General features: G+C 68.0%; 13 protein-coding genes, 1 tRNA gene and 1 pseudogene. 7 read left to right on the forward strand and 8 right to left on the reverse strand.

Annotation, left to right across the window (positions count from 1 at the left end; genetic code table 11):
• The first annotated feature begins 16 nt into the window (after window positions 1-16).
• The 4 genes from LGM42_RS13785 (at window position 17) to LGM42_RS13800 (ending at window position 6937) form a co-directional block, all read left to right on the forward strand.
• Entirely contained in the window at window positions 17-1492 is a 1476-nt protein-coding gene (locus LGM42_RS13785; protein ID WP_226232460.1) for an efflux RND transporter periplasmic adaptor subunit, read from the forward strand.
• Between the two features lie 128 nt (window positions 1493-1620).
• Complete coding sequence (locus LGM42_RS13790) at window positions 1621-4833, forward strand: efflux RND transporter permease subunit (RefSeq protein ID WP_226232461.1); 3213 nt, start codon at window positions 1621-1623, stop codon at window positions 4831-4833.
• The gene (gene irlR, locus LGM42_RS13795; protein ID WP_006490455.1) at window positions 4833-5516 is read left to right on the forward strand and encodes a heavy metal response regulator transcription factor IrlR; all 684 of its coding nucleotides are present in this window, start codon (window positions 4833-4835) and stop codon (window positions 5514-5516) included. Before LGM42_RS13790 ends, irlR begins: the two co-directional genes overlap by 1 nt.
• Entirely contained in the window at window positions 5513-6937 is a 1425-nt protein-coding gene (locus LGM42_RS13800; RefSeq protein ID WP_226232462.1) for a heavy metal sensor histidine kinase, read from the forward strand. The genes irlR and LGM42_RS13800 overlap by 4 nt, the downstream gene beginning before the upstream one ends.
• A gap of 79 nt (window positions 6938-7016) precedes the next feature.
• Here the strand turns inward: LGM42_RS13800 and LGM42_RS13805 are convergent, their stop codons facing one another.
• Window positions 7017-7304 (reverse strand): DUF4148 domain-containing protein, encoded by a 288-nt coding sequence (locus LGM42_RS13805; protein ID WP_060311576.1) that lies wholly within the window; start codon window positions 7302-7304, stop codon window positions 7017-7019.
• A 142-nt stretch (window positions 7305-7446) separates the two neighbouring features.
• On the opposite strand from LGM42_RS13805, the gene LGM42_RS13810 reads away from it, so the two are divergent.
• Together LGM42_RS13810 and LGM42_RS13815 are read left to right on the forward strand one after the other, a co-directional pair.
• Entirely contained in the window at window positions 7447-7842 is a 396-nt protein-coding gene (locus tag LGM42_RS13810) for a hypothetical protein (RefSeq protein ID WP_226232463.1), read from the forward strand.
• Between the two features lie 220 nt (window positions 7843-8062).
• Window positions 8063-8566, forward strand: a complete 504-nt coding sequence (locus tag LGM42_RS13815; RefSeq protein ID WP_226232464.1) for a hypothetical protein — start codon at window positions 8063-8065, stop codon at window positions 8564-8566.
• 22 nt (window positions 8567-8588) lie between these two features.
• Here LGM42_RS13815 and LGM42_RS13820 read toward each other — a convergent pair whose 3' ends face one another.
• From LGM42_RS13820 to LGM42_RS13850, 7 genes and pseudogenes are all read right to left on the reverse strand, one after another.
• Window positions 8589-9314: a hypothetical protein gene (locus LGM42_RS13820; RefSeq protein WP_226232465.1), complete on the reverse strand. Its 726-nt coding sequence runs from the start codon at window positions 9312-9314 to the stop codon at window positions 8589-8591.
• Window positions 9315-9477: 163 nt separating this feature from the next.
• A pseudogene (locus LGM42_RS13825) lies at window positions 9478-9614 on the reverse strand (PLP-dependent transferase); the annotation flags it as partial.
• A gap of 88 nt (window positions 9615-9702) precedes the next feature.
• Window positions 9703-10854, reverse strand: a complete 1152-nt coding sequence (locus LGM42_RS13830; RefSeq protein ID WP_226232466.1) for a DUF1176 domain-containing protein — start codon at window positions 10852-10854, stop codon at window positions 9703-9705.
• A 257-nt stretch (window positions 10855-11111) separates the two neighbouring features.
• Window positions 11112-11924 (reverse strand): nucleotidyltransferase domain-containing protein, encoded by an 813-nt coding sequence (locus LGM42_RS13835; protein ID WP_226232467.1) that lies wholly within the window; start codon window positions 11922-11924, stop codon window positions 11112-11114.
• Between the two features lie 52 nt (window positions 11925-11976).
• Window positions 11977-13200: an RtcB family protein gene (locus LGM42_RS13840; protein ID WP_226232468.1), complete on the reverse strand. Its 1224-nt coding sequence runs from the start codon at window positions 13198-13200 to the stop codon at window positions 11977-11979.
• A 62-nt stretch (window positions 13201-13262) separates the two neighbouring features.
• Complete coding sequence (locus tag LGM42_RS13845) at window positions 13263-14402, reverse strand: slipin family protein (protein WP_226232469.1); 1140 nt, start codon at window positions 14400-14402, stop codon at window positions 13263-13265.
• A gap of 259 nt (window positions 14403-14661) precedes the next feature.
• A tRNA-Phe gene (locus LGM42_RS13850) sits at window positions 14662-14734 on the reverse strand.
• Between the two features lie 338 nt (window positions 14735-15072).
• Here LGM42_RS13850 and rtcR point away from each other — a divergent pair.
• Complete coding sequence (rtcR, locus tag LGM42_RS13855; RefSeq protein WP_226232470.1) at window positions 15073-16689, forward strand: RNA repair transcriptional activator RtcR; 1617 nt, start codon at window positions 15073-15075, stop codon at window positions 16687-16689.
• The last annotated feature ends 41 nt before the right edge of the window (window positions 16690-16730 follow it).

A 16730-nucleotide genomic window follows, 5' to 3' on the forward strand; every position in this document is an offset into this window, starting at 1 on the left:
TGACTGAAGGATCACCATGTCACGCAGCAGAATCTTCATCATTGCGGCGGCCGTGCTCGGCGGCGCAGGAATCGTGATCGGCGCGCTCGCCGTCGCGCGGGGCGGGAGCGGCGCATCGGCGCCGACGGCCGCCGAATCCGCCCAGGCGGCCGACCGCGCCGGCGCGCACGGCGGTGTCGTGCTCAAGCGCGGCAAGCTGTCCGTCGAGATCGTGATGACGGAAAAGCCCGGCGATGCGCGGCTCGTCGTCTATCCGTTCGTCGACGGCAAGCCCGCGACCCACGGCGTGACCGTGTCCGGCACGCTGGTGCGGTACGACCGCACGCACGAGCCGCTGCGGTTCGACGCGGCCGGCCAGAAGTTCGTGTCCGCGCAGTCGATCGCGAAGCCGCACGTATTCGATGCGACGATCGACGTGAAGGCCGGCAACGACGCCGCAACGTTCCCGTTCGCGCGCGCCGACGGCGCGGTCGTGCTGACCGACGCGCAACTGGCGACGTCGAAGATCACGCTCGCGAAGGCCGGCCCCGCGCAGATCGCGACGCCGTTCCAGTTGCCGGGCGAGATCAAGTTCAACGAGGATCGCACCGCGCACGTGGTGCCGCGTGTGGCCGGCATCGTCGAACAGGTATCGGTGTCGCTCGGGCAGAACGTCGCGAAGGGGCAGGTGCTTACCGTGATCGCGAGCACCGATCTGGCGGACCGCCGCAGCGAACTGCTGACGGCCGAGCGCCGGTTATCGGGTGCGCGCGCAACCTACGAGCGTGAACGCACGCTGTGGCAGGAGCGCATCTCGGCCGAACAGGATTATCAGCAGGCGCAGGTGCAGTTGCGCGAGGCCGAGATCGCCGTGCAGAACGCGCGACAGAAGCTCGCCGCGCTGAACGCGCCGGCGGGCGCGGGCGTGGGCGCGCTGAACCGGTATGAACTGCGTGCGCCGTTCGCCGGCACGATCGTCGAGAAGCATGCGACGCCCGGCGAGGCGATCGCCGCCGATGCGAGCATGTTCGTGATCTCCGACCTGTCGACCGTGTGGGCCGAGATGGCCGTGCCGGCGCAGCGGCTGAACGACGTGCGCGTGGGCCGCGATGCGACCGTCAGCGCGACCGCGTTCGAATCGCGTTCGAGCGGCCCGATCGCGTATGTGGGTTCGCTGCTCGGCGAGCAGACGCGCACCGCGCCGGCGCGCGTCGTGCTGCCGAACCCCGACGGCGTGTGGCGCCCGGGGATGTTCGTGAACGTGTCGGTCGACGCGGGCCGCCAGGGCGTGCCGCTCGCGGTCGCGAGCGACGCGCTGCAGGACGTCGACGGCGCGCCGTCGGTGTTCGTGCGTTCGCCGAAGGGTTTCGTCGCACAGGCCGTCGAAACGGGGCGGCGCGACGAACGCGCGACCGAAGTGCTGAAGGGGCTCGAGCCGGGCCAGGAATACGCGGCGACGAACAGCTTCGTGTTGAAGGCCGAACTCGGCAAGGGGAGCGCGGAACATGAATGAGCAGCAATACGCGTGCGCCGTGGCGCGACTGGCGGCCCGTTATGCGGCGCGCTTTCCGATCCGCCGCCTGACCGGCCGCGCAGCGCGTCCGGCGCGTGCGACCGTACCCCGTTTCAAGGAATCCCGACATGTTTGAGCGCCTGATCCGCTTTGCGATCGCGCACCGCTGGCTCGTGATGCTGGCGATCGCGGCCGTGGCCGCGCTAGGCGTGTTCAGCTACCAGGGGCTGCCGATCGACGCGGTGCCCGACATCACGAACGTGCAGGTGCAGATCAACACGTCCGCGCCCGGCTACTCGCCGCTCGAGGCCGAGCAGCGCATCACCTATCCGGTCGAGACCGCGATGGCCGGGCTGCCCGGGCTCGAACAGACGCGTTCGATCTCGCGCTACGGGCTGTCGCAGGTCACCGTGATCTTCAAGGACGGCACCGACATCTACTTCGCGCGGCAGCTCGTCAACGAGCGCATCCAGGAAGCGAAGGACAAGCTGCCGGCCGGCGTCGCGCCCGCGATGGGCCCGACGTCGACGGGCCTCGGCGAGATCTACCTGTGGACCGTCGAAGCCGACGCCAATGCGCGCAAGCCCGACGGCACGCGCTACACGGCGGCCGACCTGCGCGAGCTGCAGGACTGGGTCGTGCGGCCGCAACTGCGCAACGTGCGCGGCGTGACCGAGGTCAACTCGATCGGCGGCTACGTGAAGGAGTATCGCGTCGCGCCGAATCCGGCGAAGCTGATGTCGTACGGACTGACGCTCGCCGACGTCGTGCGGGCGCTCGAGCGCAACAACGACAACGTCGGCGCCGGCTACATCGAAAAGCGCGGCGAGCAGTATCTCGTGCGCGTGCCGGGCCAGGCGCGCACCGTCGACGACATCGCGAACGTCGTGCTGACCAACGTCGGCGGCGTGCCGGTGCGGATGAAGGACGTCGGCGTCGTCGACGTCGGCCGCGAACTGCGCACCGGCGCCGCGACGTCGAACGGCGAGGAAGTCGTGCTCGGCACGGTGTTCATGTTGATGGGCGAGAACAGCCGGACGGTGTCGAAGGCCGTCGCCGCGAAGATGGAGGACGTGAACCGCACGCTGCCGGCCGGCGTGAAGGCGATTCCGGTGTACGACCGCACGGTGCTCGTCGAGAAGGCCGTCGCGACCGTGAAGAAGAACCTGCTCGAGGGCGCGGTGCTCGTGATCGCCGTGCTGTTCCTGTTCCTCGGCAACATCCGCGCGGCGCTGATCACCGCGCTCGTGATTCCGCTGTCGATGCTGATGACCTTCACGGGGATGGTCAACGCGAAGGTGAGCGCGAACCTGATGAGCCTCGGCGCGCTCGACTTCGGGATCATCGTCGACGGCGCGGTGGTGATCGTCGAGAACTGCGTGCGGCGGCTCGCGCATGCGCAGGCGGCGGCCGGGCGGCCGCTCACGCGCGACGAGCGTTTCGCCGAAGTGTTCGGCGCATCGCAGGAGGCGCGCCGCGCGCTGATCTTCGGGCAACTGATCATCATGGTCGTGTACCTGCCGATCTTTGCGCTGACCGGCGTCGAGGGCAAGATGTTCCACCCGATGGCGATCACGGTCGTGATGGCGCTCGCTGCCGCGATGGTGCTCACCGTCACGTTCATTCCGGCAGCCGTCGCGCTATTCATCGGCGAGCGGGTCGAGGAGAAGGAGAACCGGCTGATGCGCTGGGCGCGGCGTGCGTACGAACCGATGCTCGCTGCGTTCATGACGCGCCCGGCACGCGTGATGATCGGGGCGGGCGCGATCGTGCTCGCCACGCTCGGACTCGCCACGCGGCTCGGCAGCGAGTTCATCCCGAGTCTCAACGAAGGCGACCTGGCCGTCGCCGCATTGCGAATTCCCGGCACGAGCCTGTCGCAGTCGGTCGAGATGCAGAAGTCGATCGAAAAGACGCTGAAGGCGCGCTTCCCCGAGATCGAGCGCGTGTTCGCGCGCACCGGCACGGCCGAGATCGCGGCCGACCCGATGCCGCCGAACCTGTCGGACGGCTACATCATGCTGAAGCCGGCCGACACGTGGCCCGACCCGAAGAAGCCGCGCGAGCAGCTCGTGAGCGAGATCGAGGAAGCGCTCGCCGAGCTGCCGGGTAACGCCTACGAGTTCTCGCAGCCGATCCAGCTGCGCTTCAACGAACTGATCTCGGGCGTGCGCAGCGACGTCGCCGTGAAGATCTTCGGCGACGACATGGTCGTGCTGAACCAGACCGGCGAACAGATCGCGGCCGCGTTGCAGAAGGTGCCGGGTGCATCGGAGGTGAAGGTCGAGCAGACCACGGGCCTGCCGGTGCTGACCGTCAACCTCGACCGCGACAAGCTCGCGCGCTACGGCGTGAGCGTCGCCGACCTGCAGGATTCGGTGGCCGCGGCCGTCGGCGGGCAGAAGGCCGGCACGCTGTTCCAGGGCGATCGCCGCTTCGACATCGTCGTGCGGCTGCCCGACGAACTGCGCACCGACATCGAGGCGATCAAGCGGCTGCCGATCGCGCTGCCCGCGCCGACGGCCGGCGCCAGCGCGCCGCTCGCGGCGGCGCCGTACGTGCCGCTCGCGGAGCTCGCGACGATCGACGTGGCGCCCGGCCCGAACCAGATCAGCCGCGAGGACGGCAAGCGGCGGGTGGTCGTCAGCGCGAACGTGCGCGGGCGCGACGTCGGCTCGTTCGTCGCCGATGCGCGCGAGCAGTTGCAGCAGGACGTGCGCGTGCCGGCCGGCTACTGGGTGTCGTGGGGCGGGCAGTTCGAGCAGTTGCAAAGCGCGAGCGAGCGCCTGAAGCTCGTCGTGCCGCTCGCGCTGTTCATGGTGTTCGTGCTGCTGTTCGTGATGTTCAACAACGTGAAGGACGGCTTGCTCGTATTCACCGGCATTCCGTTCGCGCTGAGCGGCGGCGTCGTGTCGCTGTGGCTGCGCGGGATTCCGCTGTCGATCACGGCGGCGGTCGGCTTCATCGCGCTGTCCGGCGTGGCCGTGCTCAATGGTCTCGTGATGATCTCGTTCATCCGCAACCTGCGCGACGAAGGGATGCCGCTCGACGCCGCGGTGCGCGACGGCGCGCTCACGCGGCTGCGGCCCGTGCTGATGACCGCGCTGGTCGCGTCGCTCGGCTTCCTGCCGATGGCGTTCGCGACCGGTACCGGCGCCGAGGTGCAGCGCCCGCTCGCGACGGTCGTGATCGGCGGTATCCTGTCGTCCACCGCGCTGACGCTGCTGGTGCTGCCGGTGCTGTACCGTGTCAGCCACGCGGTGTCGTGGCGCGCGGCGTTGCGCGGCGGGTTCGGCGCGGGCATGATGCGCCGGCTGCGTTTCTTCAAGGGTAATGCGTGATGCGAATTCTGATTGTCGAGGATGAACCGAAGACGGGCGCGTATCTGCGCAAGGGGTTGACCGAGGCCGGCTACGTCGTCGACTGGGTCGAGGACGGCATCACGGGCCAGCATCAGGCCGAAACGGAGGAGTACGACCTGCTCGTGCTCGACGTGATGCTGCCCGGGCAGGACGGGTGGACATTGCTGCAGAACCTGCGGCGCAGCAAGTCGACGCCCGTACTGTTCCTCACCGCGCGCGACGACGTCGGCGATCGCGTGAAGGGGCTCGAGCTCGGCGCGGACGACTATCTCGCGAAGCCGTTCGACTTCGTCGAGCTGACCGCGCGCATCAAGTCGATCCTGCGGCGCGGCCAGCCGCGCGATTCGAACACGCTGCGCGTGGCCGATCTCGAACTCGACCTGACGCGCCGCAAGGCCACGCGGCAGGGCGACACGATCCTGCTGACCGCGAAGGAGTTCGCGCTGCTGTGGCTGCTGATGCGCCGCGAAGGCGAGATCCTGCCGCGCGCGACGATCGCGTCGCAAGTGTGGGACATGAACTTCAACAGCGACACGAACGTCGTCGATTCGGCGATCCGCCGGCTGCGCTCGAAGATCGACGACGCGTACGAACCGAAGTTGATCCACACGGTGCGCGGGATGGGCTACGTGCTCGAAGCGCGCGGCGGCGCGGCCGCATGATCGCGCGCCTGCTGCCGCGGACGCTGCGCGGCCGGCTGACCGCGCTGATCATCCTGTCGACGTCGGTCATCCTCGCGTCGAGCGGCGTCGCACTGTACGAAGCGCTGAGCAACCGCGTCGAAACGACGGCAGCCGAGCAGATGGCCGGCATTTCGGCCGCATTGGGGGCGCACCTGGCCGAGGCGCGCACGACGGCCGACGTCGCGCGCGACACCGACATCTGGATCGACCAGTTGCACGGTCACCCGAACATGGACCTCGCGATCTTCGATGCCGGCGGCGCGCGCGTCGTCGGCACGCCCGGCTTTCGCCCGTACGCGCCGCTGCTGTCGATGAACACCGGGCGCGTGCCGGTCGGCGTCGCGCCGCCGGGCGCACGGCACCAGTACCTGCTGACGGCCGTGCCGCTCGCCGGCGAGGGTGCGCCCGTGGTGCGCGTCGCCGTGCAGTACGATCGCAGCGCCGACGTGCTGCTGTTGCGCACGCATGCTTATACGATCGTCGTGATCGAGGTGTTCGGCGTGGTGCTCGCGGCCGCGATCGCGTACGGCATCGCGGCGCTCGGGCTGAGCCCGCTGCGGCGGTTCGCGGCGCGTGCCGAGCAAATGTCGACGAGCCGGCTCGCGCATCCGCTGCCGGAACTCGATACGTCCGGCGAGCTGAAGGAGCTCGAGCATGCGTTCAACGGGATGCTCGAACGGCTGAACGAATCGTTCACGCGGCTGAGCCAGTTCTCGTCGAATCTCGCGCACGACATGCGCACGCCGCTCACGAACCTGCAGGCGGCCGCGCAGGTCGTGCTGTCGCAACCGCGCGGTGCGGACGAATACCGGAACGTGATCGAGTCGAGCATCGACGAATACCAGCGATTGTCGCGGATGATCGAGGACATGCTGTTTCTCGCGCGTTCGGAACAGCCCGGCACGTCGATCAGTGTGCGGCGGCTGAATGCGGCGGAGGAGGCGGAGCGGGTGGCCGGCTATTACGAGCCGCTGGCGGAAGATGAAGGCGTGACCGTGAAGGTCGACGGCCACGCGTGGGTCGATGCGGATCTGACGCTGTACCAGCGTGCGTTGAGCAATCTGCTGTCGAATGCGCTGACGTACGCGCCGCGCGGCAGCGTCGTGACGATCGATTGCGTCGAGCAGGGCGGCGCGACGACGATCGCCGTGTCCGATACGGGGCCCGGCATTGCCGCGGAACATGTCGGGCGGATTTTCGAGCGCTTCTATCGCGTCGATCCGTCGCGGCACAATTCGGCGTCGGGCACGGGGCTCGGCCTCGCGATCGTCCGGTCGATCATGGACAATCACGGCGGCGAATGCGGCGTCGACAGCGAGCCGGGCCGCCGCACGACCTTCTGGCTGCGCTTTCCGCGAAGGCCGGCCGAACCGGAACGGCCGGCCGCCACTCGCACCTGACGGCGCGGGCGGCCACGCCCGCGCGTTCGCGGTGAGGCTGCCGCGCGCTGCGCGCTGCCGGCGCCCGTGCGGCCGCGCATCATTGCTTCGCGGCCAGGCTGTCGTGGTTGTCGGTCTGCGGCTTCTTCTCGCCGCCATGCACCGAGATCTCGTGCAGCTCCTTGTTGCGCGCGATGAGCTCGCCGGTCGGCGGGTACTGCGTCTTGCTGATCGGCACGATGCCGTCGTGCTGCGCCTGCTTCAGCTCGTTGACCACTTGCGTGCGTGACTTGCCCTGCGTTTGCGTCTGGGCGAATGCGGCCTGCGTGGCCATGCCGAGCGACAGCGTGGCGACGACGAACCATGCTGCGAGGTTTGCGCTTTTCATTGAATGCTCTCCTAGATCAGGGCCGCCGGGGTGGCGAACCATGGACCCAGTATGCGAAAGCAGCCATGCGTGATCGTGATCGCGAGATGAAAAATGCGTCAGATTGCGGGGCGCGAGCGGGCCCCGTGTGGACACACCCGACATGACGCAACCGTCATGTTCGCGTCATGGGTGCGATGAGCGGGAAGCGGAACATGAAGTCTGCCGTTGGCCGAGCGTGCCGGCGGCGTGCATGCCGGTCGCGATAGCGGCATCGATCGCGGGCGGCGCCGTTCAGCTCTTCATTCCGGACCGAAAATTGCATCGTCCCGTCATTCGCCTCGCCTTGACCGCAGCCTTGATCGTCCCGTTGTTCGCGGGCTGTGCGCCGACACGTTCCGACACTGCGACCACTGCCGCCGCAGTCGGCCGCAAACCCGTGCCGTCGGGCCCGATGCCCGGCGAGCAGGTCGACTATGCCGGGCATCGCTGCGGCAATCCGAACCTGTATGTGAAAACGCATCCGTGCGTGTACCCGCAGCGCAATTCGGTGCGTTGAGTGTCGGACGCGCGTAAAAAAACGGCCCGGCACTCGACGAGCCCGGGCCTAATGCGTGATCGTGCCGTGCGGCAGCGACCCGCTGCGTGGGTGGGAACGGGCTGGCCCGTGACGCGTTCGATGGTAGCGACGCGGCGCATCGCGAACCTGATCGCAACATGACATTTTTGTCAGCCGGCGCTGTGCCGGCCACCGCACTCCATACGAAGAGGAGCATACGATGCGTACTATCGCAAAAGGGATCGTGCTGGCGGCGTGTCTGATGTCGACGGCGGCAATGGCCGCAGGCTGGCCGGAACGTGCGCTGTCGCACGCATCGGCGCACGACGTTGGCAGCCGCGTGAACGAGCGGATGCGCTGCGAGTTGGCCGCCGTGCCGGCTGGCGCGTGGACCGCGACGTTCGCGCGCGGGCAATGCGAAGTCGCCAGCGGCCGGCTGACGTTCGTGCCGGCCGATGCCGGCGACGCGCCGACCGTCGCGGAGAAACGGATCGTGCTCGGCGACGTCCGTAGCGCGTCGCATCAGTCGCGCAAGCTCAAGGAACAACTGCAACTGACGACGCGCGACGAAGTGATCGCGGTGAACGTGCTGACCGACGACGGCAGCCGCAAGTCGCGCGAACATGCGCTCGACCTGTGGTCCGCGCTGCGCAACGAGGGCGTCACGCCGGTCAACGGCACACGTATCGTCAATACCTATCCGACCGGCGCGACGACGTGGTAACCGTCGCGCCATCGCGCGCGGCTTACCCGGCTTTCACCGATCCTTCGATCAGGAAGAACACGATGAACCCGATGAAGAACGAAGCCGTCGCGAACGGCGTTTCGGGCACCTCGTGCGCTTCGACCAGCAGTTCTTCGGTGACGAGGTACAGCAGCGCGACGGTACCCAGCCCCAGAAGGGCAGCATAGATATTCGCGGGCAGTCCGGCGAACGCCGCATTGCCGGCAACGGCCGCGACGCTCAGCAGCGCCGCGAGCACGACCGGTACGACGATCGACAGCATGCGGCCGATGCCGGCCGCGGCCAAGGCCGCGCTGACCGACAGCGCGAGGAACAGCACCTCGAGCGTCAGCGCGACGGTCAGGATGATCCCGCTTTCGTCGCTCGCGGAAAACGCGATGCCGAGCACGAGGCCGTCGACGACGAGGTCGATCGCGGTGACGATGATCAGGCTCACCGGCAAGCGCGCTTCCTCGAAACGTGTCTCGATCGCACCGGAGAGCGCGCGGATCGCAAGCATCAGCGCGATGCCGACCACGAAGCCGACGACAACCGGAAACAGCGCATGCGCACGGTCCTGCGGCAGCAATTCGAGCGCGGCGGCCGCGAACACGATGCCGCCGGTGAAATGCTGGATCGCGCTCGACGTTTTCGGGCCGGGCGCGCGCCACGCGGCCGCGAGGGCGCCAAAACAGGCCGCCAGCACGGGCGGTAACGTGAGCAGCGCAAGCTTCGCGGTTGGTGTCATGGGGCCTCTTGGCGGTTGGCGTGTCGCAACGCAGGGGGGGCGTTGCACGATCGTACGCGCCGGGCGTCGCCCCGGCATCAACCGGGGATTGAACACCTTGAAGCCGCTCCAGGGTCAAGCGGTTCGATGCGGGCGCACCGATAAGCCGGCGCGCCCGTTCCGCTCAAAGCTGCGCGAGCGCCTGGTCGAGATCGGCGAGCAGGTCGTCGATATGCTCGATGCCGATCGACAGCCGCACCGTTCCTCCTTCACGCCGGCCTCTGCGAGTTCGGCCGGCGATCGTTGACGGTGCGTGGCCGAACCGACGCCCATGACGACAGCCGTGCAGACGGTGGAACGGAAGGGCCGGGACGGATTCTTGATCGTCGGCGCCGCGTGACGTGACGCGTCAGTGCGAGCCGCCGGCCGCATCGGCCCGGCGATACAGGCGCGGCCACTGGTCCCGGAACAGGCCGTTGCAGGTGCTGTGCGTCGCAAGGCCGTCGAGTACGAAGCGCCGACCGTCGAAGACCCACGACGCGGTCGAGCCGCAATCGCCCGCGCTGCGCAGCCGGACCGTGCTCGACAGCGTCGCGCTCGCGGGATCGTAGCCGGCGTCGGTCAGTTCGTTCGCGAACGACGCAGCATCGAGACCCGCGCTCGCGTTCTCGCCGAAGTTCATCGCGGCCGGCGCGTAGGGGGCAGTGCGTCGCACGCGATACCACAGGTCGGTGTGGTTATACAGGCTACTTGTCTGGCACGGGATCGCGACGAGCGCCTCGTCGGACGAAATCGCGACGGCTCTCGACGCTTTCCTGCGATCGCTCGCCGACATTTCGTCTTCGACATCGGCCGCGCATTGCTTCACGTCGGCGCCGAATTTCGCGAGTACCGCGTCGACGAGCGGACGCTGTTCGGCGGCCGACAGATTCGACACGGGCGGCGGCGCGGGCGTGACCGCGGGCGGCAACGCGGGCGCGGCCGGTACCGACGACGCAGGCTTGAGGCCCGGGCGCAGCAACGCCGTGACCGTGCCGACGCGGCCCTGCGTGTCGTCGATCAGCAGCAGCGCGGCATTCAGTCCCGACAACGGCGTGCGAGCGGCGGGCGCCGATGCCGGATCGCCGAAGCTCAGCAGTTGCGCATTGCGCGCCGCGGCGAGCCACGCAGCCACCGTTGCCGGATCGTTGGTCCGGATCCGGAACGGGTGCGCCTGGTCGCCGGACTTGTCGCCGAACGCATGCCATTGCGCCGGCATCGCATCGAACGGCCGGCCATCGACGCGTGCGGTGCGCAAGTCGATCGGCGCCGATGCATAGAGATCGAGCGAGGGCTGCGCGTCCGGCCCGGCATCGCGCGTCACGCGCAGGATCAGGCCGGTGCGTGCATCGTCGATATCGTCGGCATGGCTTTCCGCGATACAGCGATTGCCGTTGTCGCAGACGACCGACCAGCTCTTGAATTCGCGCTCGACCGGCGGCCGCGCGAGCGGGCGAGCCTGGGCAACGATCGGGGAAACGGCGAGGAGGGCGGCGATGGCGAGCGAAAGGCGGTGCGACATGACGGTTCGTATCGACTGTGGATGGGCGCGCGGAAGACGTCGGGCTGCAAGCGCATCGTCAGCAGGCGGGCAGGTCGAAGGCTGCGGCGCATGCGGCGGCGCGCGTCACCGAACGGCATCGAGTATACCGCCGCAATGCGTTGCGATCGTGAAGACGACGCGTAGTGTGCGGGCACGACCGTTGCTCGCGTGCATGGGACGAGCAGGTGCGGATGCAAATACGGCGCGATGCCCGCAGGCGTCGCGCCGTTCGCCTTTCATCGATCATCGACCACGTCGCGCAGGAACGCGTCGAGCATCGCCACGTCGCCCCACGGCCGCTTGTATTCGCGATCGTGTTCGGCATCGGCGAGCATCGTCTCGACGAGCGCGTGGATCGCCGGCCGGCGCGGCCCGTATTCGCTCTCGTTCGCGCTCATCTTCAGCGCGAGCAACGCGTCGAGTTCCGCGCGTACCGCCGGCTCGTGCACGGTGCCGTCGACGAGATCCACGAAGCGCATCGGCGGCATCCCGAGCCCGGAGTCGATCCAGCGTACCGCGAGCAGCGGCCGCAGCACGTACAGGTACTTCTTGTAACGCACCGTGTCGCCTTGCAGGTAGCCGCGAAAGTTCTTCTTCGCCATCGCGAGGTAGTGATGACGCCCGCGCACCGGCGAGAAGAACGCCGACGCCAGCGACCTGAGCCGCGGCGCCCAGTGCGCGTCTTCGCGATACACGACGGGCGAGTCGAGCCATTCGAGCAGCGTCGGGTTCGAGCGGCGCAGCAGTTGGAGCGCCTTGCGCAGTTCCCAGCCGCTGACGTCGAGTTCGTCGTCAAGTGGCCGCTCGATCACGTCGCGCTGCGGTTCGACGCTCAGGTACCAGTCGCGCCGGTGTGCATACACGAAGCGCACGTCGTAGTCGCTGTCCGGCGACGCGAAGCCCCAGCCGCGGCTGCCCGATTCGCATGCGAACAGCACAGTCACGTCGTGGCGGCGCTCGACTTCCGCGAGTTCTGCCATCACGCGCGCCCGCACGGCCGGATCGACCGGGTGCGCGCTGCGCACGGGCGTCAATTGTTCCGTTTTCATCGTTGTTTCCCTTTTGTTGCGCGCGGCCGCCGGCCATCGGCCGCGCACCGCGCTATCCTTTCACGCACACCACCTGGCGCAGCGTATGCACGACTTCGACGAGGCTGCGCTGGGCCGCCATCACCGCGTCGATGTCCTTGTACGCCATCGGAATTTCATCGACGACGCCCGCGTCCTTCCGGCATTCGACGCCCTGCGTCGCCTTCGCCTGATCGTCGGCCGTGAAGCGGCGCTTCGCTTTGGTGCGGCTCATCGTCCGGCCCGCGCCGTGGCTGCACGAGCAGAAGCTTTCCGGATTGCCGAGCCCGCGCACGATGAAGCTCTTCGCGCCCATCGACCCCGGAATGATCCCGAGCTGCCCCTTCTGCGCGGACACCGCACCCTTGCGCGTGACGAGCACCTCTTCGCCGAAGTGGCGTTCGCGCTGCACGTAGTTGTGGTGGCAGTTCACCGCGTGCTCGTCGACCGAAAACGGCTTCGCGATCACGCCGCGCGCCGCGCCGATCACCGCGTCCATCATCGCCTGCCGGTTGCGCCGCGCGTAGTCCTGCGCCCAGCCGACGGCTTCGACGTAATCGTCGAAGTGCCGGCTGCCCTCGGTGAAATACGCGAGATTGCGGTCCGGCAGGTTCGCGATGTGCTGCCGCATGTCGGCCTGCGCGAGTTCGATGAACAGGCTGCCGATCGCATTGCCGACGCCGCGCGAGCCGCTGTGCAGCATGAACCACACGCGGTCCGCTTCGTCGATGCACACTTCGATGAAGTGGTTGCCGGTGCCGAGCGTGCCGAGATGCGCGTAGTGGTTCGTCTTTTCCAGCTTCGGATACTTGTCGACGATCCGCTGGAAGCCCGGTTGCAGCGACTTCCATGCTTCGGTCACGGCGGCCGGCGCGCGATCGCCCCATGCGCCCGGATCGCGGCGGCCCGGTGCGCGGCCGTGCGGCACCGCACGTTCGATCGCGCCGCGTAGCCCACCAAGCGAATCCGGCAGGTCGGACGCCGTCAGCGTCGTGCGCGCGGCCATCATCCCGCAGCCGATGTCGACGCCGACCGCGGCCGGGATGATCGCGCCCTTCGTCGGAATCACGCTGCCGATCGTCGAGCCCTTGCCGAGGTGCACGTCCGGCATCACCGCGACGTGGCCGAAGATGAACGGCATCTGTGCCGTGTTGCGCAGTTGCGCGCGCGCTTCCTCCTCGACGGCGACGCCTTGCGTCCACATCTTCACCGGCTTGCCGTTCGCCAGTTCCATTACCTGGTAATCCGTGTCTGTCATTTGCTTCACCTGATTCATTTCGGTATCCGGCGCGATACACGTGCATCGCGCCGGATCCTGCATTACGTGCCCTTGATGCTGACGAGTCCGTTCAGCACCTGATCGAGGCCGCCGAACACCGAGATGCGGTCGATCCGTTCCGCGACGCGCTCGAGCGTTTCCAGCTCCTTGAGCCGCAGCGCGGTCGGGTTTTCTTCCATCACCTTCGCGGTGTTCAGCAGCGAACGCGTGGCCGCCGTTTCCTCGCGGCGGCGAATCACGTTCGCCTGCGCGGACTTCTCGGCCGCGACCACCTGCGCGAGGATCGTCTTCATGTCGCCCGGCAGCACGATATCCTTCACGCCGACGCTGCGCACGTCCAGGCCCGAACCGTCGAGACGGGCGCGTACTTGCGCGATCACGACGTCGTCGAGCGACTGCTTGTCCTCCAGCAGCTCGTCGAGCGAGCGCGTGCCGACCGCCGAGCGCAGCGCGAACTGCAACTCGCGATACAGGTGTTCGACCGGCTTCTGCAACTGGCCGAACGCATGCAGCACGTCCGCATAGCGCCACGTCGCCGACAGGTTCAGCCGCAGCGCGACCTTGTCGCGCGTGAGGATTTCCTGCCCGCCGACTTCGATCGCCTGCACGCGCAGGTCGACCAGCTCGACCGCGACGTCGCGGTTGAAGCGCCAGAACGCCGACGTGCCCGCGTCCAGCAACCGCTCGATCTTGCCGTCGATCTTCAGTACACCGACGTGGTGCGCCGGCACCTGCGCCAGCAGCACGCCCGTCAGGCCCGCCACGCCGCGCGCACGCAGCGACGGTTGCGCGATGCGCTTCACGAGCGCGTCGGGCAGCATGCTGTGCCGCGCGAGATCGACACGTTCCAGCCGATGCGCGGTCAGGCCGCGCCAGTACAGCCGGCGCGTGCCCGGCGCGAGGATCTCGACGAGCACGTCGTCTTCGTAGCGCAGGCCCGCTTCATCGTCGGCGAGATCCATCGCGACGAAATACTGCGCGAGCACGTCCTGTGCGTCGTGACGCAGATAGTCGGCCAACGCTTCGTCGGCGAGCGGCGCGTCGAGATGCGCGGTCTGCACCGACAAACGCTTGAACGGATCGAAGGCCTTGAACACGCCCGGTTCCAGCACCTTCACGAAATCGCCCTCATTCATCAGTAGCGCGCGCTCGTTCTTTTTCACTACATGTCGCATCCACATATTCTTGTCCTTTTCTTCAATGGCCGCCGGGTGACGCGCATCGTGCGGATCGCGGTGCGACGCAATCGGGCGGGCGGCGCGCTGGCCTGCGGCGAAGCACAGGGCGACGCGTGTGGCATTGCGTCGTCGTGCGCCTTCGTGCGCTGGCCGTGCGGCCACCCGGCCGATCGCGCGGAACCGCAACCGGTCCGACGCGCGGCGGGCCTCGCGGCCCGCACCGGCGGGTACTGCTTTTCATACGAGACCGTCCTTGCGGACAGCGTTCGAGCGGGATTCGAACCCGCCACCGGCCGGCTTTCGCCGGCTGCTCCACCTGGCTGAGCTTCCGAACAATGGGCGCTCCGGGATTCGAACCCGGACGAAGCGTCCTGACGCGCGCCCGTTTGCCTTCGTCTGTCCATGGCGGCATGCGCTGCCGCGACGAACGAGGTTCGGCGGCGGCGCACCAGCAGGGCTTGTTGAACCCTGGCTCGTGGGCCAGCGGGACATCCGGCGTTCTTTATTGAGCGAGGAGCGTGCCAGCGGGCGTGCCCGGGCTTTGGAAATTTCTTAAATAATTGAAAATAAAAGGAATTTATTTATAGCGCGTGGCTGGGGATCGATGCCTTGCCCATCGGGTCATCACGAAAATCCGATACAATCGGATCGCTTCTTATCCTGTGAGATAAATATGCGAAAGACTGTCGCCATCGGGTTTCTCGGCACGGTGCTCGACCAGGGCGGCCGCGCGCCGCGCCGTTACCGCAAATGGCGGCCGACGATTTCGTTGTGCGAGCAGCCGGAGTTGCCGATCGATCGGTTGGAACTGCTGCATTCGCCGGACTACACGCGTCTCGCCAACCAGGTGCGGGACGATCTCGCGCGCGTGTCGCCGCACACCGACGTGCGGCTCACGCCGGTCACGATCCGCGATCCGTGGGATTTCGAGGAGGTCTACGCGACGCTGCACGACTACGCACGCGCATATCCGTTCGACCTCGAACACGAGGATTACCTGATCCACATCACGACCGGCACGCACGTCGCGCAGATCTGCTGGTTCCTGCTGGCGGAAGCGCGCTACCTGCCCGCGCGCCTCGTGCAGACGGGGCCGCCGCAGCGGACCGACGAAGGGCCGAGCGGGCCGGGCACGATCTCGGTGATCGATCTCGACCTGTCCCGCTACAACCGGATCGCGCAGCGCTTCACGCGCGAGCGCGACGAAACGGTGTCGTTCCTGAAGGCCGGCATCGCGACGCGCAACGCGCGCTTCAATGCGCTGATCGAGCAACTCGAGCGCGTGGCCGTGCGTTCGCGCGCGCCGATGCTGCTGGTCGGGCCGACGGGGGCCGGCAAGTCGTTTCTCGCGAAGCGCGTGTACGAGCTGAAGCGCGGCCGGCATCGGCTCGCGGGGCCGTTCATCGAGATCAACTGCGCGACGCTGCGCGGCGACGCGGCGATGTCGACGCTGTTCGGTCACGTGAAGGGCGCGTTCACCGGCGCGCAGTCGGCGCGGGCGGGGCTGCTGCGCGCTGCGAACGGCGGCCTGCTGTTTCTCGACGAGATCGGCGAACTCGGGCTCGACGAGCAGGCGATGCTGCTGAAGGCGATCGAGGAGAAGCGCTTCCTGCCGGTGGGCGCGGACGTCGAGGCGACCAGCGATTTCGAGCTGATCGCGGGCACCCATCGCGACCTGCGGCAGATGGTGGCGGCCGGGACGTTCCGCGAGGATCTCTATGCGCGGATCAACCTGTGGACCTACGAACTGCCGGGGCTCGCCGAGCGCCGCGAGGACATCGAGCCGAACCTCGAATTCGAGCTCGACCGTTTCGGCCGCGAGCAGGGCGAGCAGGTGCGGTTCAACGTGGAGGCGAAGCGGCGCTATCTCGCGTTCGCGACATCGCCGCGAGCGGCGTGGGCCGGCAATTTCCGCGAATTGTCGGCCTCGGTCACGCGGATGGCGACGCTGGCCGATGCCGGGCGGATTACCGAGGCGCTTGCCGAGCAGGAAGTCGAACGGCTGACGCGCACGTGGTCGTCGCCGGGCGGCGCGGGGGCGGCCGATGCATGCGTCGATGCGGTGTTCGGCGCGCGTGCGGCGGAACTCGACCTGTTCGACCGGGCGCAGCTCGAACGCGTGCTCGACGTGTGTCGGACGTCGGCGAGCCTGTCGGAAGCCGGGCGCACGCTGTTCGCGGTGTCGCGCCAGAGCAAGAAGCAGCCGAACGATGCCGACCGGCTGCGCAAGTATCTCGCGCGGTTCGGGCTCGATTGGGACGGTGTGCGGCGTGCGCTCGATCGCGCGTGATGACGCGTGGCGAACGAGGCGCATGATGTCTGCGCCGCGCC

This window comes from Burkholderia sp. AU39826, assembly GCF_020419965.1.
Taxonomy (GTDB): domain Bacteria; phylum Pseudomonadota; class Gammaproteobacteria; order Burkholderiales; family Burkholderiaceae; genus Burkholderia; species Burkholderia semiarida.

What these genes read in the sequence shown, in the direction of transcription:
- LGM42_RS13810 (WP_226232463.1), top strand. Translation starts at nt 7,447, where the DNA reads ATGACGCAACCGTCATGTTCGCGTCATGGGTGCGATGAGCGGGAAGCG.
- LGM42_RS13845 (WP_226232469.1), bottom strand. Translation starts at nt 14,402, where the DNA reads ATGTGGATGCGACATGTAGTGAAAAAGAACGAGCGCGCGCTACTGATG.
- LGM42_RS13815 (WP_226232464.1), top strand. Translation starts at nt 8,063, where the DNA reads ATGCGTACTATCGCAAAAGGGATCGTGCTGGCGGCGTGTCTGATGTCG.
- LGM42_RS13790 (WP_226232461.1), top strand. Translation starts at nt 1,621, where the DNA reads ATGTTTGAGCGCCTGATCCGCTTTGCGATCGCGCACCGCTGGCTCGTG.
- LGM42_RS13835 (WP_226232467.1), bottom strand. Translation starts at nt 11,924, where the DNA reads ATGAAAACGGAACAATTGACGCCCGTGCGCAGCGCGCACCCGGTCGAT.
- irlR (WP_006490455.1), top strand. Translation starts at nt 4,833, where the DNA reads ATGCGAATTCTGATTGTCGAGGATGAACCGAAGACGGGCGCGTATCTG.
- LGM42_RS13830 (WP_226232466.1), bottom strand. Translation starts at nt 10,854, where the DNA reads ATGTCGCACCGCCTTTCGCTCGCCATCGCCGCCCTCCTCGCCGTTTCC.
- LGM42_RS13805 (WP_060311576.1), bottom strand. Translation starts at nt 7,304, where the DNA reads ATGAAAAGCGCAAACCTCGCAGCATGGTTCGTCGTCGCCACGCTGTCG.
- LGM42_RS13800 (WP_226232462.1), top strand. Translation starts at nt 5,513, where the DNA reads ATGATCGCGCGCCTGCTGCCGCGGACGCTGCGCGGCCGGCTGACCGCG.
- LGM42_RS13840 (WP_226232468.1), bottom strand. Translation starts at nt 13,200, where the DNA reads ATGACAGACACGGATTACCAGGTAATGGAACTGGCGAACGGCAAGCCG.
- LGM42_RS13785 (WP_226232460.1), top strand. Translation starts at nt 17, where the DNA reads ATGTCACGCAGCAGAATCTTCATCATTGCGGCGGCCGTGCTCGGCGGC.
- rtcR (WP_226232470.1), top strand. Translation starts at nt 15,073, where the DNA reads ATGCGAAAGACTGTCGCCATCGGGTTTCTCGGCACGGTGCTCGACCAG.
- LGM42_RS13820 (WP_226232465.1), bottom strand. Translation starts at nt 9,314, where the DNA reads ATGACACCAACCGCGAAGCTTGCGCTGCTCACGTTACCGCCCGTGCTG.